The sequence below is a fragment of the Pseudoalteromonas sp. MMG005 genome, assembly GCF_018101015.1.
In the GTDB taxonomy this organism is placed as follows: Bacteria; Pseudomonadota; Gammaproteobacteria; order Enterobacterales; family Alteromonadaceae; genus Pseudoalteromonas; species Pseudoalteromonas aurantia.
Genome location: NZ_JAGJEK010000001.1, coordinates 21,211 through 36,853 on the forward strand (window position 1 = coordinate 21,211; position 15,643 = coordinate 36,853).

Annotated in this window: 16 protein-coding genes; 10 read left to right on the forward strand and 6 right to left on the reverse strand. The window is 39.8% G+C overall.

Annotated elements, in window-relative coordinates; all coding sequences use genetic code 11:
- Positions 1-17: 17 nt before the first annotated feature.
- Complete coding sequence (ampE, locus tag J8M01_RS00100) at positions 18-872, reverse strand: beta-lactamase regulator AmpE (RefSeq protein ID WP_211056641.1); 855 nt, start codon at positions 870-872, stop codon at positions 18-20.
- Between the two features lie 13 nt (positions 873-885).
- Complete coding sequence (gene ampD, locus J8M01_RS00105) at positions 886-1,425, reverse strand: 1,6-anhydro-N-acetylmuramyl-L-alanine amidase AmpD (protein ID WP_211056642.1); 540 nt, start codon at positions 1,423-1,425, stop codon at positions 886-888.
- Positions 1,426-1,565: 140 nt separating this feature from the next.
- Between ampD and nadC the strand changes: the two genes are divergently transcribed.
- The 7 genes from nadC to yacG all read left to right on the forward strand — a co-directional run bounded on the left by nadC (position 1,566) and on the right by yacG (position 8,331).
- Positions 1,566-2,423: a carboxylating nicotinate-nucleotide diphosphorylase gene (gene nadC / locus J8M01_RS00110; RefSeq protein ID WP_211056643.1), complete on the forward strand. Its 858-nt coding sequence runs from the start codon at positions 1,566-1,568 to the stop codon at positions 2,421-2,423.
- Between the two features lie 506 nt (positions 2,424-2,929).
- Positions 2,930-3,391: a prepilin-type N-terminal cleavage/methylation domain-containing protein gene (locus J8M01_RS00115; protein WP_210997230.1), complete on the forward strand. Its 462-nt coding sequence runs from the start codon at positions 2,930-2,932 to the stop codon at positions 3,389-3,391.
- Between the two features lie 75 nt (positions 3,392-3,466).
- Positions 3,467-4,690 carry a type II secretion system F family protein gene (locus tag J8M01_RS00120; protein ID WP_348772701.1) on the forward strand — a complete coding sequence of 408 codons (1,224 nt, stop codon included), beginning with the start codon at positions 3,467-3,469 and terminating at the stop codon, positions 4,688-4,690.
- Positions 4,691-4,749: 59 nt separating this feature from the next.
- Positions 4,750-5,637 carry an A24 family peptidase gene (locus J8M01_RS00125; RefSeq protein WP_211056644.1) on the forward strand — a complete coding sequence of 296 codons (888 nt, stop codon included), beginning with the start codon at positions 4,750-4,752 and terminating at the stop codon, positions 5,635-5,637.
- A gap of 6 nt (positions 5,638-5,643) precedes the next feature.
- Positions 5,644-6,249, forward strand: a complete 606-nt coding sequence (gene coaE, locus J8M01_RS00130; RefSeq protein ID WP_211056645.1) for a dephospho-CoA kinase — start codon at positions 5,644-5,646, stop codon at positions 6,247-6,249.
- Positions 6,250-6,359: 110 nt separating this feature from the next.
- Positions 6,360-8,042 (forward strand): type IV-A pilus assembly ATPase PilB, encoded by a 1,683-nt coding sequence (gene pilB, locus J8M01_RS00135; protein WP_211056646.1) that lies wholly within the window; start codon positions 6,360-6,362, stop codon positions 8,040-8,042.
- Positions 8,043-8,091: 49 nt separating this feature from the next.
- Positions 8,092-8,331 (forward strand): DNA gyrase inhibitor YacG, encoded by a 240-nt coding sequence (gene yacG, locus J8M01_RS00140; protein WP_192508623.1) that lies wholly within the window; start codon positions 8,092-8,094, stop codon positions 8,329-8,331.
- A 91-nt stretch (positions 8,332-8,422) separates the two neighbouring features.
- Here yacG and J8M01_RS00145 read toward each other — a convergent pair whose 3' ends face one another.
- From J8M01_RS00145 to J8M01_RS00155, 3 genes are all read right to left on the reverse strand, one after another.
- A complete protein-coding gene (locus J8M01_RS00145) occupies positions 8,423-10,048 on the reverse strand; it encodes a PepSY-associated TM helix domain-containing protein (RefSeq protein ID WP_211056647.1) in 1,626 nt (541 codons plus the stop codon).
- Positions 10,045-10,362 carry a hypothetical protein gene (locus tag J8M01_RS00150; protein WP_211056648.1) on the reverse strand — a complete coding sequence of 106 codons (318 nt, stop codon included), beginning with the start codon at positions 10,360-10,362 and terminating at the stop codon, positions 10,045-10,047. The genes J8M01_RS00145 and J8M01_RS00150 overlap by 4 nt, the downstream gene beginning before the upstream one ends.
- A 709-nt stretch (positions 10,363-11,071) precedes the next feature.
- Complete coding sequence (locus tag J8M01_RS00155) at positions 11,072-11,512, reverse strand: hypothetical protein (protein ID WP_210997236.1); 441 nt, start codon at positions 11,510-11,512, stop codon at positions 11,072-11,074.
- Between the two features lie 152 nt (positions 11,513-11,664).
- On the opposite strand from J8M01_RS00155, the gene J8M01_RS00160 reads away from it, so the two are divergent.
- Genes J8M01_RS00160 through J8M01_RS00170 form a run of 3 tightly spaced genes read left to right on the forward strand, consistent with a single transcriptional unit; the run spans position 11,665 to position 14,700 of the window.
- The gene (locus J8M01_RS00160) at positions 11,665-12,351 is read left to right on the forward strand and encodes a response regulator (RefSeq protein WP_210997237.1); all 687 of its coding nucleotides are present in this window, start codon (positions 11,665-11,667) and stop codon (positions 12,349-12,351) included.
- Positions 12,332-13,735 carry an ATP-binding protein gene (locus J8M01_RS00165; RefSeq protein WP_192508628.1) on the forward strand — a complete coding sequence of 468 codons (1,404 nt, stop codon included), beginning with the start codon at positions 12,332-12,334 and terminating at the stop codon, positions 13,733-13,735. Before J8M01_RS00160 ends, J8M01_RS00165 begins: the two co-directional genes overlap by 20 nt.
- Entirely contained in the window at positions 13,732-14,700 is a 969-nt protein-coding gene (locus J8M01_RS00170) for an alpha/beta hydrolase (protein ID WP_211056649.1), read from the forward strand. The genes J8M01_RS00165 and J8M01_RS00170 overlap by 4 nt, the downstream gene beginning before the upstream one ends.
- Here J8M01_RS00170 and J8M01_RS00175 read toward each other — a convergent pair.
- Positions 14,658-15,503 carry a cation diffusion facilitator family transporter gene (locus J8M01_RS00175; protein ID WP_192508963.1) on the reverse strand — a complete coding sequence of 282 codons (846 nt, stop codon included), beginning with the start codon at positions 15,501-15,503 and terminating at the stop codon, positions 14,658-14,660. The two genes, J8M01_RS00170 and J8M01_RS00175, sit on opposite strands and share 43 nt — an antisense overlap.
- Positions 15,504-15,643 lie beyond the last annotated feature (140 nt).

A 15,643-nucleotide genomic window follows, 5' to 3' on the forward strand; every position in this document is an offset into this window, starting at 1 on the left:
AGGGCCCGTATATCACGCTAAGCTAACAGCCCAAATAGAGTTAAAGCTGCAACAAGTGCTAAAAACAGCAATACATTACGTTTCACTAATCGCATCATGCATGTTGCCTCATAAGTACATCCAACATATTGCTGCTCTATTTGCTCTGCTGCTAACGCTGTTGTCGTTACAAGCTTGCGGTTTGATGTTGAAAAGTCCAGTGCATACTTAATAAAATGGTGTGTTCCTTTAGAGAAGTTACCAATAATCAAGTAACCAAAACTCGTAAGTCGTGCAGGTAGCCAGTTTAATATAAACAATAATGCATTTAATCGTACTTGATGGCGTGCATAAGGTGATGTTTGTGATTGCTCACTCGCAATATCAAACGCTGAACGAATTGATGCATATAACACAGCGCCGGGTATGCCTAGTAACACAAACCAAAACATCACAGCACAATAATAACGGAAGTTTATCCATGCTAGCGTTTGCCCGAACCATTCCCCGTCTTGCTCACACTCAGTCCTAATTTGGCCCATTTGCAACGCATAAAGTGTAGCGGCTTCTTTGTCTCCGCGCGTTAAGGCATTCAGATAGCCTTTATACTTTTTCCTCGGCACGGCACACCCAAAACATATAAGGAGCAAAACAGTATTTATAGGGAACTGCCAAACTATGAAATCTGAAATTTGATATACCGCAGCAATCAAAAGCACGGGAAGCAGTAAATAAGATATGAACCCCATATCTTTGTTTAACAATTTACTGATAGTCTTATTGTCATAGCCTGCTTTCAAATAACGCGTCAAATAATAATCTATTTGCCAATGTAAACTACGTGCACCTAATCGCTCTAATGCCAAAGCAAGAATAATAGAGATTAAGATCATAAACTGTCTCTTTTTATGTAATTAAATCTAAAAGTTTTTGCCACTTAAATATAGCGCCAGGGTCTGTTTTTCTTCCCGGTGCTATATCACAATGCCCCACAATTCTATCCAGTGAAATAGCAGGATAATAATGCCTAATTTCTCGGGTCAATGCAGCTAAACTAGCATATTGCTCAGAGGAATACTCTATGCAGTCTGTTCCTTCAAGCTCTATTCCTATACTAAAGTCGTTGCATCTTGCTCGTCCAGCAAACTCTGAGACCCCAGCATGCCAAGCCCGTTTACCAAATGGGACATATTGCAATACGGAGCCATCTCTGCGAATAAAGCAATGCGCCGACACTTTTAATCCTCGTAAATCAGAAAAGCTCGGATGTGCATCACAATTTAGCTGTCCAGTAAATAAACTATCAACATAAGGCGTACCAAATTGCCCCGCTGGTAGTGAAATATTATGAATCACCAACAATGATATCTCTTCACTATCTGGTCTGTCATCAAAAAATGTACAAGGACGAGGAGATGCCAAATTCGACCAATCTCGTTGAGCCATGTCGTTCACTTATTTAATCATTTAATCTATTTTTACCATAACAAGCTTTATTTAAATTCACTACCTTGATTGTGTAATAGTCCGCTACGCAGTAAAATTTACTGAATTCTCTTAAATATAAACATATAAGTGACGGTACTATGCAAAGCCAACTCATCACATCTGAACTCATTACTTCATTGGTGACCCAAGCATTAAATGAAGACTTAAATTTTCAAACAGCCAGTGATGGTGATATTACCGCACAATTGATCCCTGAAACACAACAAGCAAATGCTTTTGTTATTACCCGTGAAGATTGCATATTTTGTGGCGCAGACTTAATTTTAGAAGTATTCAAACAGGTTGACCCGAGTGTTGTTGTGAATGTATTAGTCAAAGATGGTGAGAAAGTGACTGCAAATACTAAATTATTTACAGCTAAAGGGTCGGCCCGCGCAATATTAACTGCTGAGCGTACCGCTTTAAACTTTGTCCAGTCACTCAGTGGGACAGCAACCACAACCGCACAGTACGTTGCAACACTTGCAGGCAGTAATACACAACTACTTGATACGCGAAAAACAATCCCAGGCCTACGTGCATTGCAAAAATATGCGGTCACTTGTGGCGGTGGTAAAAACCATAGAATAGGTTTATTTGACGCTTTTTTAATAAAAGAAAACCACATCGCTGCATGTGGTGGGATAAATGCAGCTGTCACTCAAGCCAAAGCGAGCCATGCAGACAAAGCGGTAGAAGTTGAGGTCGAAAACTTAGATGAATTAAAGCAAGCGCTGGAAGCAGGTGCAGATATTATTATGCTTGATAATTTCAGCGTGCCTGATATTCAAAATGCTGTAGCACTCACTCAAGGGAAAGCCAAATTAGAAGTCTCTGGTAATATGACAATCGAGACCCTTACTACTTATGCGCAAGCTGGCGTGGACTTTATTTCTAGCGGTGCACTTACAAAAAACTTACAAAGTATCGACCTTTCCATGCGTTTCGATTCTTAATCGAGATCAATAAGAGGGTGATCAAATCAAAAATAGCCACCTAATCAATTGACAGGTAAGTGAAAAAAAACTTTAATACGAACAAAGAACCAGAATGTAACAAAAAATTTATCAATAATGGTTAAATTGATGATAAAGTATGGTTAGTTTCAGCTTACCGCTGAGTTACAGGCTAAAATATCATTAATTTTTCTTGTTACTATCAGTAATTGTTATTAAAGTATTAGCCAGTAATGACCGATAATATAGATACAATGTGTTGCGGTGATAACAGAGTTAAACTAGGAAACCTAAATAAATCATTGATAAATATCATAGGTTCATTTGGATAAATTGATTCAATATTCTAAACTTTGTTAACAAAAGCAACAGAGTTAATAAAAGAATATAGGTCAAAATAGCACAAAGCCGATGAGCTTTCGTGAGACTAGCAGCTATTGCAATAATTTTAATAATCACCTAACTTTGTAATTAAAGTTAGATATACATCCTTTAGGAGACACATCATGACTAAACAACACCAGGGTGGTTTTACCCTTATTGAATTAATGATTGTAATTGCAATCATTGGTATTTTAGCCGCAGTTGCATTACCTCAATACAGTGATTACACCAATAGAGCAAAAGCAACAGAAGTTATGCTTGCCGCAAGTACGGTTAAAACATGTGCATCTGAAAAAGCACAAGTAGGCGCGAGCCCAGCTGACTGCTCTGCAGACTTTAAAGCCACCAAATATGTTTCAGGTGTCGCAATTACAGCTCTAGGGGTCATTACTGCCACAGCCGATGATGATCTAGCAGGTTTAACAATTGTCCTTACGCCACAAAATGGTGCTAGTGCTGCCACTGCTGCTAACTTTACCGCTGGGTTTACAATCACTGAGTGGACATGTACTGGCGCAGCCACTGGAACAGCGAAAACATCTTGGTTGCCAAGCAGCTGTACTGTTGCTGCATCAGGTGGCTAAATTTAGGTTAAATTCGATATAAACTGAAAGGGAGATACATTCTCCCTTTCCTCTATATACGATAGATGGACGCTTGTGACTGATAATAAAAATACGCTTGATACATTCCTTTGGGTAGGTGTAAGCTCTCGAGGAAAGCGCTTAGAAGGCGAAATGGCTGGTGCCAGCATCGCACTCGTTAAAGCACAGCTGCGCAAACAAGGTATTACTCCATCCAGAGTTAAAAGAAAACCCAAAGCGCTATTTGGTTTTAATAGCAAACAAAAGATCACAGCCAAAGATATCTCAGTGACAACGCGTCAAATCGCAACCATGCTTTTAGCCGGTGTTCCCTTAATCCAATCTTTAGAAATGATCTCATCAGGCGTTAAAAATAAATCCTTAAGTAAACTCATACGCAGCATTGCAGATGAAGTTAAAGCAGGCCACCCGTTTTCAAAATCATTACGGGCTTACCCTCGTTACTTTGATGATCTATATTGTGACCTAGTCGCCTCTGGTGAGCAGTCTGGTTCTCTTGATCAAATATTTGATCGTGTTGCGCTTTATAAAGAAAAAGCGGAAGCACTCAAGTCAAAGATTAAAAAAGCGCTTTTTTACCCTATTGCCGTGGTGATGGTTGCTATTATTGTTACCTCTATTCTCCTGATTTTTGTTGTCCCTCAATTTCAAGATATTTTTAATGGCTTTGGTGCTGAACTTCCCGCATTCACAAAAATGGTTATTCATATCTCTGAATTTTTACAGAAGTACTGGTGGGTAGCGTTAATTATTATTGCAGGTGGCGGATATAGCTATAAAGAAGCGCTCCTTCGCTCTAAAGCCACCCGTAACTTAAACGACCGAATAATGCTCAAGCTCCCGGTTGTTGGCATGATTTTACAAAAAGCAGCAGTAGCACGTTATGCAAGAACGCTATCAACCACTTTTGCTGCAGGTGTCCCTTTAGTTGATGCATTAGATTCAGCAGCTGGTGCGTCTGGTAACGTTATTTACCGAGATGCCATTTTAGACATTAAAGCCGAAGTTAGTTCTGGTAACCAAATGAACTGGGCCATGCGAAACTCAAAAGTGTTCCCTGACATGGTCATACAGATGGTTTCCATCGGTGAAGAGTCTGGCGCACTAGATAGTATGCTTGCAAAAGTCGCTAATATATATGAACAAGAAGTTGATGATCTCGTAGACGGACTATCCAGTTTACTTGAACCGCTAATAATGGCTGTTTTGGGTGTTTTGGTCGGTGGGCTAATTATTGCAATGTATCTACCTATTTTCCAATTAGGCTCTGTCATTTAACTCGAAGCGCTAGAACACACATTTTCTAGCGTTCACAACTCATTCTAATAAGTATAAAAATGCAAGAAGTAATACAGGTACTACAAACTCAACCATGGTTTTTCCTTCTCACTATAGGCCTCGTTAGCCTTTGTATTGGCAGTTTTTTAAACGTTGTCATCTACCGTATTCCCATTATGTTGAATAAGTCATGGCAGAGCGAGTGCCGTGTTTTACTTGCCGATGAACTTGCGAGCGACAACCCGAAAAATGATAATGCTACATTTAATCTTGCTACCCCTCACTCTAGCTGTCCAAACTGTAACAGTGCGATCAAAGCGCGGCACAATATTCCAGTCCTTAGTTGGCTATTATTAAAAGGCCGATGCTTCGAATGTAACGCCAGTATTTCTGTAAGATATCCATTAATTGAAATGGGCACCACTTTAGCTTCTTTGCTCGTTGCCTATTCTTTTGGCCCGACTCAAACAATGATGCTGTATTTAGTCATTACATGGGCGTTAGTGGCACTGATATTTATTGATATCGACCATATGCTATTACCAGATCAAATTACATTACCATTATTATGGTTCGCATTATTAGCCAGTATTTTTGATTTAACGATTTTACCTGCACAAGCAATTATTGGCGCTGCAGTAGGCTATCTCAGTTTATGGAGTGTGTACTGGCTATTTAAGTTACTCACAGGTAAAGAAGGTATGGGGTTTGGCGACTTCAAATTACTCGCTATTTTCGGCGCCTTGCTTGGTTGGCAAGCAATTTTAACCATTGTATTGTTGTCTAGTCTTGTTGGTGCAATCATAGGAAGTGCTCAGCTTGCAATACAAGGGAAAGATAAAAGCACGCCTATACCATTCGGTCCTTATCTAGCAATAGCCGGTTGGCTTATGCTCTTATATGGGCAACAAATACAAAGTTGGTATTTCAATTTAATTGGGTATTAATACGCTATGGCAAATTGGGTTTTAGGCCTCACAGGAGGAATTGGTGCGGGCAAAACAGCTGTCAGTGATGCGCTGGCTGAAAAAGGCATTTGTATCGTCGACGCCGATATCATTGCACGCGAAGTCGTTGCACCCGGTACCTTTGGGCTAAATACAGTTGTTGATAAATTTGGTAAAGACATTTTACAAGATGACGGCAGTTTAAACAGAGCCAAGTTACGCCACATTATCTTCACCAATGATGACCATAAAAGTTGGCTAAACGATTTACTGCACCCCATCATTCGCCAGGCCACGCTCACACAGCTGGCGCAAGCCAAATCGACCTATGTTGTCTTGGCTGCACCTTTACTGTTCGAAAACAAACTCGAGCAATTGTGTAATCATACATTGCTGGTTGATGTCAGCGAAGAAACCCAAATAGCAAGAACTTCTCAAAGAGATAATGTTGAGAATGAACATGTTAAACGTATTATTGCTTCACAAATGTCTCGGCACGAGAAACGGCAAAAAGCAGACACAATTATAGATAACAATGGTTCATTAGAGAAAATGTACGATAACCTAAATACACTACATCAAGAATTGATAATCAAAGCGCAATTAACCTAAATTAGTGCGACAAAGCGGCACGCTAATTTAAGATATTTAACCATAGAAAGAGTTTAGTTATTGATATTTTTGCTAAACTGAGTTCAGTATAGGTAAGCATTAGAGGCATTATGGAGCATCACTCACCACTACTACGTAAATTTATTACGTTGGGTAAAGTCACACCGGAGCAGCTCAAGCTAAAACAAGCAGAAGCACAATCAACCGCGGAGTTAATCTGTTTGTGCACAGGTATGAATGGTAAAGAGTTAGCAGAACAATGCCTTGACTTATTTCGAGTTCCTTTATTTGATTTAACCGATTTTGATGTTGAACAGTTACCAGCTGAATTAGTTAAAGAAAAACTCATTAAGCAACACCACTTACTTCCTTTAGTTAAAAAGGGGAGAAAACTCTATATAGCGACATCAGACCCTACCGATTATGGGGCATTTGAGAACTTCGAATTTAGCACGGGTCTACAATGCGAAGCCGTTGTCGTTGACTACAAGCAACTTGAACAAAAAATTGATCTACTTTTCGACTCCACAGGTGGTCTCTCACTCAGCGATGAAGAATACAAAGAGTTCGCAGACTTAGATATTGAAGACACGCAAAGCGCACAGCAGCAAAATGATGAGGGTGATAAAGATGATGCCCCAATCATTGTATATATTAATAAAATACTCATGGATGCTATTAAAAAAGGGGCGTCCGATTTGCACTTTGAGCCTTATGAACATAAATATCGAGTGCGTTTTCGCATTGATGGCTTATTGCATGAAATGGCAAGTCCACCAACAAGCTTATCCACGCGCTTATCAGCTCGAATCAAAGTCATGGCTCGCTTAGATATCGCTGAAAAACGAAAACCCCAAGATGGCCGTATTAAGCTAAAAATATCAGAACGTAAAAGTATCGACTTTCGTGTCAGCACCCTACCTACATTATGGGGTGAAAAAATTGTAATGCGTATACTCGATTCATCAAGTGCCATGTTAGGCATCGATGTTTTAGGGTATGAAGCTGAACAAAAATCCCTATTCATGGATGCGCTTGAGCAACCTCAAGGTATGATATTAGTCACAGGACCGACTGGTTCTGGTAAAACAGTTTCTCTGTATACAGGTTTAAATATTCTCAACAAACCACAGCGTAACATCAGTACCGCGGAGGATCCTGTTGAGATCAATCTTGAGGGGATTAACCAAGTACAAATTAACCCTCGTGCAGATATGACTTTTGCCAACGCATTAAAGGCATTCTTACGACAAGATCCCGATGTCGTTATGGTTGGCGAAATACGAGACTTAGAAACTGCTGAGATCTCGATTAAAGCGGCTCAAACTGGGCACTTGGTTTTAAGTACTCTGCATACCAATTCCGCCCCAGAGACATTAACACGATTACTCAACATGGGCGTACCTGCCTATAATGTAGCCAGCTCGATAAGCTTAATTATTGCACAGCGTCTTGCTCGTCGTTTATGCCCTAAGTGCAAACAAGCTGAGACACTGCCGGAAGAGGAACTGCTTAAACAAGGATTTACCTCGGAGCAAATACAAGATATCACCCTATTCTCACCGCAGGGCTGTGAACATTGTACTGATGGATATAAAGGACGTGTTGGTATCTATGAAGTAGTTAAAATTACCCCCGAGATAGCTCAGGTGATAATGGAGGGAGGTAACTCGATTAAAATTGCACAAATGGCTGAGCAGTTAGGGTTTGCTAATTTACGCAAATCAGGCCTCAAAAAAGCAGCCTCAGGAGTTACATCACTGTTAGAAATAAACCGAGTGACTAGCTTCTAGACTCGTTGTTTATTACACTGTGGGCTGAGTTAACGACGAGGTTAATTATATGCCCACAGTAGTAAATTGCCCAACCTGTGCAACAGATGTTGTTTGGTCTGAGCAAAGTCAATATCGCCCCTTTTGTTGCAAGCGTTGCCAACTTATTGATTTAGGCGAATGGTCTTTCGAAAATAATAAGATCTCCACAACAATTCAAAGCGATGCTGAGCTAGACCCTCAGGCAGCTCAAGATTTGATTGAAGATATGGAAGCCATGCTTGCAAAAAATGATGATTTTTTCAAATGAGCATTCCATAAGCTTCCATTTAATATATCTTTAAAATAGTCTCATTTTTTGTTTTACATTCAGTGCTTAGGGTAAGTAGATATACCTACCCTTACAATTCGTTAATGGGCGTTTTTGATAACCTTGCTATCGCTGACTTACCTTTTGATATATGCCAAACACTATTGGCCTCACTGCTATACGCGCGTTTCATTACCTTTTGACTCATGATGACAAAAGCAGAACCAAAAACACAGGCTGCGACTTCAACGCTGATGGTTGTGACATTATATGCCGCCCAAATAGGATCAATCGGAAATATAGTCGCTAAAATAGAAGTGAGTGGAATACTAAAACAGAGCACGGCTATAAAACGCATACCAGCAATCGCAGTACGAGCAGCGCCAGACATAAAGCTCATTGCAAGAATTACAAAAAACACGCAATAATACAGATACAGATAAACAATGTTTATATTGACATTGAATAGCCCGATCCACTTTGTTGCGGCAAATGAACTCGCGATACCAGCGATACACCCAATACTAATACCAACGGTTAGGCTTGCCAGTACATTACTTGATTTCGCTTGCTCTGGTACCTGTTTATTTCTGCGCTTTTCTAGCCATAATAAGTTTCCAGAGTAGAATAATACCGCCCCTAATAGCCCCATAAAGAAATAAACCCAACGGCCGAAGTCACCACCAAAGCTTCCGAAGTGTAAACCGAAGAAACTAGAGACGAGATCACTCCATACACCTTGATCTCCTCCACGTACGCTGCTCGTTGAGATCTCAAATGTATAAGGTTGCATATACAGAAAATCGGTAACTGGGCCTCGCATCAGTTTCTCTGTACTTTTTATTTTAATTGCGGCATTAGGACCTGATTCAGATAAACCACTAAAATCAATTTGCGTAATTACATACTCCGGCGCATATTTATTGATGACGTCCTGTAACTCGACTAACTTTGGTAAATTCTCAACTTTATATACAGCTTCAGATCTCGCTTTGCTCTTAAATAAAGGCTTATCACCATAAATTTGAGCGACTCCTCCATAAATCAAATCATGAAAAGCAAATACAAATACGGTGAAGGAGATAATGATATGAAATGGTAAACTGCTAACACCAATTAAGTTATGAGTATCTAACCAAAACCGCGCTTTTGATTTATTATTACGCAGCGCAAAAAAACTCTTTGTTAGTGTGGGTAATAAAAAGATTACTCCGGAGATTAACGCAATAAAATATAAAAAAGAGGCAACACCTAAAACATATACACCGGCTTGATCATGCCCTATTTCACCCATTATACCAGCGGTTCGGTGCAAGTAATCAACAAGCATTGACAATTCGTTGACATGGCGCAATTCTGCAACCAATTCCCCCTGTTCATCAAGCGTTGCATGGTAAACTTGATCGCCTAAAGATATCCCTCGACCATTGCCTGACTCATACCAAGTTATCGGTGAATGGGCTTCTGAAAAATGTAAGCTAATTGAGTCGGCAGCTTTGGGGTAATCCGTCAATACTTTTTGGATTAGAATATCATATTGACTGCTGTGCACTTGTGGTAACTGATAGCTTGGCGGTGTTGCCCATTGATCAATTGCACCTCTAAACATGGTTAATGAACCGGCAAAAAAACCAATAAACAACAACAATCCGGCACAAATCCCTGTCCAAGTGTGTAAAACTTGATATGTTTTGATGATATCGGGACGGATTTTCATAATAAATCCTTGAAGAATATCAAGCAACCAAATACACATACATTGCCAATAAGTAAGCTCATAGCTGCTTCTTTGGCTGTTTTAAACAAATATCCAACAGTTACAATAATCATCCATATTGGAGGGACCATCCACATATGTATTTGTGTCTTCCAAAGTAGACGCTCGTCAGATAATTCACTGTTTAAGCTATCTGGTCCAAACCATGCGAATAAGCCAACTAAACCAAAACTCAGCGTTAAACCTAAAACCAAAGAAATCAGAGTTTTCCATAACCACTGAGGCTGAATTTTTCCTTTTTGCCTATCGTTCATTCTTTACCTTCACAAAAAAAATGGTACTAGGTAGTATTATCAGACATAACATCGTCACCACCAGCCAAGTCATCGCTGCTGCAACACCACTCAATTGTAAGTTCACCACATACAAGGCAGCCATACTACAGCACAAGCTGAGCCCCTTATAATGAGTTGGTAATGGTTTTATAAGTAAATATTGATGCTTATTACTGCAATAGAGCAAAATAACTGACGTTATGACCAAGATAACAAATAAGCTTAAAATCACGCCTTACTCCAAGTCATTATTGATAATTGTAAGTACTCTTAATGGAAACAGTTTGAATTATACCCAAAATACCAAAATACAACAACGATAAAAATAACAATGATAACCATTTTCACTTGGTTATTGTCCGTTACATTCACGCGCAGCTTAAGTAAAAAGGGCTCATCGATGATGGGGTTTATTGCAGTGATACATACTGAGACATTTATTTACTACATAACCTCAGCTCTGGATAAGCGAATTTGCCCAATAATTTTTCTCACTCTCGGCGTTACTTTCATTTGTAATAGCCCGCTGCTACTGCATAAAAGCGCCTTGAAATTGAACAAAATATCATCATTGGATTGTACGTAAGTTTGTTTGCAAAACATTTTCTACTCCAAAACCCTAATCTAAACCTGAGGTTACATAAAAAGCGCTTCAGATAAAGCGCTTTTTCGAAGGTGTATTGTTGCACTACATTTCTTTTTGTTGATGTCGCTTCATTTTTTTGCGCTGAATATTTGAGAGCTTTTCTCGTTGCTGAGCATCTAACAGTTGCCAAATTTGCTGTTTGCTTTTCAATTTTGCTAATAAGACTTGCGCTTTCACAGTCTGCATTTTTGCAATCGTCTCTTTAGCTTGTTGCTCATCGAAATTATCAGCTTCCACTATTGCTTTAAATGCACCTTTATTATCAGCTCGGGCTGCCTTTGCCTGCTTAACTAGGCTGCGCTTTTCGGTTAATATTTCACTAATTCTATTTTGCTGCTCGTCCGTAAGAGCCAACTTCATTGCTGCATGTTTTGTAAGTAAAAAATGTTTTCCACTGTGATGAGCTGAACCGGCATATGTCAGCGATGCGAACAACACTCCGGAACACAATACAATTGATGTTAAGCCACTTTTAATATTCATATTTATTACCTTTCCACTGTAAAATTAGACAACACCTTGAGTGTACGCTGCCTAATGAAAAGCAACGCAAAGCAATGTAAAGGCTGTGTAAAGATCTGCAATTTAATATTCATAGAGGTAAACTAAATAAAACGCCCTTAATTGTGAACCGCATGAGTAAATTATTATTAATCGAAGATGATCGAGCGCTCAGTGATTTATTGAGTGAGTATTTAACATCTCAAGGCTGTGACGTTGAACAAGCATTTGATGGTTTATCTGGACTAAAACAAGCGACCAGTAATAACTATGATGTTATCTTGCTAGATGTGATGCTTCCACACTTAGATGGATTTGAAGTACTCAAGAAAATTCGCCTTAGCCACCTAACGCCTATTATAATGCTCACAGCAAAAGGCGACGATTTTGACCGTATTTTCGGTTTAGAGTTAGGTGCTGATGATTATCTTCCCAAGCCATTTAATCATCGGGAATTACTAGCCCGCATCCATGCAATCAGCCGCCGAATCGAATTTGTAAAACAAACTGAACAACATGATCAATTACTATCCTCCTCCCATGTCACACTCAATATCGCAGCCCGTAAAGCCGCGGTAAATAATCATCTACTAGTCTTAACTGGCACTGAGTTTTCGATCTTACAAAAGTTAATGTCTAACATTGGCGATGTGGTCAATAAAGATGCCTTAAGTCAGCATGTACTGGGCAGAAGATTAGCCCCATTTGATCGTTCTATTGATATGCATGTAAGTAATTTAAGAAAGAAAATAGCCAAGTATAGTGATATTCAATGTATTCAAACAATCCGAGGTAGTGGCTATGTTTTCTTGGCTGAATAAATATCGCCCTCTTAATTGTACTCTAAGTAAGCCTGGCTCTTTAGTTTACCAAGCTTTTTTTGGATTTTGGTTAACGATATTAGGCATATTTTTAATGCTGCTATTACTCAGTCAATTACACCCAGAGCAATTAGAGTCAAAAAAATTACGGGGTAAAATGCTAGGCTCATTGATACATATTCAGCACAATTTAGAGCGGTTCGTTAATATTAAACACAAACCCATCGCAAAAGCACTTAAGCACCCGCGCCTCAGTGAACATAAATGGTTATATTTATCGCATAAGAAAATAGAAGAGAGTGTGAGTTCTCGCCCAAACAAACAACAACTGGATTTGTCCTTGCTTTTTTTTGAATCTCCAACAGAGCCCCTCTTTATTGTCACCGACAAATACTATGCTTACGGGCCGCTTCCTGTCACTTTAAACAGTGAAGAATATCAGTTATTTCAAATTAAAGCTTTGAAAGCACCCGCTTTTCTTACGCGAATAAAAATGCTGCCATTTTGGTTAAAAGGGCTGGCTATACTATTACCTTCTATCGTGCTGAGTATTTTATTTAGTCGTCGATTAGTGGCTCCTTTGACGGAACTTGGTAAAGCTGCGAAAAAGCTCGCGCAAGGAAAATTATCGGCTAGAGTCACCGTTCCAGCCAAACGCCATGATGAAATTGCTTCGCTAATGCACGACTTCAACTTTATGGCTGAACGCTTATCAAGCAGTGTTCATGCCCATAAACAATTGCTTGCCGATGTGTCTCATGAATTGCGCTCGCCATTAACGCGCCTTACCCTTGCAAATGCCATGGCACAAGACACTCAAGGAACCACACAAAATGGCTACCTAATACGTATTGAGAAAGAAGCAAAGTGTCTAGACCAAATGCTTTCTGACGTCCTAACACTCTCTCGCTTAGAACAAAATCAACAAACATTACAATTGGAAGAAGTCAGTTTAGATGCATTGATGAGTAACCTCCTCAATGATGCACACTTTGAAGCAGAACAAAAAGACCGTATATTTAACAGTCAACCAATCCCCTCTGTTACCCTTATTTGTGACGGGTCTCTATTAAATAGTGCGATTGAAAATGTCATTCGAAATGCAATTAAATACGCACAAAATCATATCTCGGTGTCTTTTTCGCAAACAGCTGACTCTCTCAGCATTTTTGTTCATGATGATGGCTTTGGAGTCACGGATGAGGCGTTAATCCGTTTATGCCAACCATTTTATCGAGTGTCAGATTCTCGAAATCGAAGTTCAGGAGGAATTGGTTTAGGGCTTGCAATCACTAAACGGGCAGTTTGCGCTCATAATGGTAAACTTATACTTAAACATAACACGCCTACAGGGCTCGCTGCAGAGATACGATTACCACTATGAACTTTTATAGCCACAGTACTGAACTTGCTAAACATCAAGTTGCTATTGAGCAACACTGGCAAAACTGCCAGCAAGGCTACTTTTCAACTCCACAGGGAACGTTATTCTACGCCTACCATATACCAAGAGCAGCAAAGTATAGTCTGGTTTTGGTAAATGGCCGTATTGAGTCAGTTTGGAAGTACCAAGAGCTCCTGTGGGAGCTGGCAAAAAACAATATTGCTGTGTTTAGCTATGATCATATTGGTCAAGGTTTATCAACCCGCACACTGGCAAACTCTCATATTGGGCATGTACGTCGCTTCAGCGATTATTCTGAGGACCTCCATTATTTTATAAAAAATATTGTTGAACCTAATGCCGTAGGAGAAACCTTCATTTTGGCCCATTCAATGGGCGCTGCTATTAGTTACGAGTATTTATGCCACTATGAGAATAGTATTTCAGGCGCTTTCTTCAGCGCTCCTATGTTTGATATCCAGACACACGAAGTACCCTATGCACTCGCAAAGTTTATCGCTCATGTGGGCTGTATATTCGGGTTTTCCAAACATTATGCATTTGGACAAAAAGACTATGCACCGCCTGAGTTTTGGGAAAACAAATTAACCCAATGCGCAACCCGTTATCAACGGTTCAGAACTTTATATCATAATGAGCCAGAGCTACGCTTAGGTGGCGTCAGTTTTAACTGGTTAGCGCAAGTATTCAAGTATGTTGCAAAAACTAACGCTTTATCAACCACGACACCAATACACATTGCCAGTGCAAACAATGACATGATAGTGAACAACCAAGCGCAGTTCAGTATGGCTACTCGACATGACAATGTAACACTGAGCCAATATGCCGAGGCGCGTCATGAGCTGCTATGTGAAACAGATGATATTAGACACGCAGTCCTGACGGATATGTATGAATTTTATGACGCGTTGGCATTTACAGCTAAAGACACCGGGTCTTGATGGATAAGTACATCAACGTCTCCCTCAAATGCCGCTTCAATACTTTGAACCACTTCATCTGCAACATGGTGAGCCCTTATCAAAGGTAAATTATCATCTAATTCTAAATGCAGCTGTATAAATTTCACTTTGCCACTTTGTCGAGTCCGCAATTCATGAATCCCAAATACATCCTCATGACTGGATGCCAACAAGACGATTTCACTCTTTTCATCATCTGGCAATTCTTTATCCATCAAATGGTCTGCACTTTCTTTAGCAATATCCCAACAGTTATAGAGTAAGTAACCAGCCACCCCTATAGCAAAAAGCGGGTCTGCATATATAACACCATAGTAGGATAAAAGAATAGCTATCAGGACTGCAACATTCAGTAATATATCGCCTTTATAATGCAAAGCATCCGCTTTAACCGCTATTGATTGAGTCCGTTTCAATACTTGATGCTGTACAAATACCACAAGTAATGTACACACTATCGCAAATAGACTCACCCAAACACCGAGTAGCGAATGGCCTAATTCAACTGGGTTAAAGATACGCTCAATACCATGAAAAACCAATAAACAGGCTGAGCCAGCAATAAATGCAGCTTGTCCAAGCCCTGCCAAAGCTTCAGCTTTACCATGCCCAAAGCGATGGTCATCATCCGCTGGTCTTAGCGCATAACTCAACACTAAGAAACTCATCATGGACGCGCTAATGTCCAACATAGAATCTGTCAATGAGCCCAACATCGCGGCGCTGCCAGATGACAGCCAAGCCCAACACTTAGTCGCAATCATTAGGCTCACCATAATCATGGTAAATATACTAGAAAATCTGACTAAAACATCATAACTGTGCTTCACAACACCCTCCACCGTTACTAACTTGGCGATACTACTGTACATAACCTAGCACATGCAAATTAACGGCACATGACATCACTTTTAAAATAGTT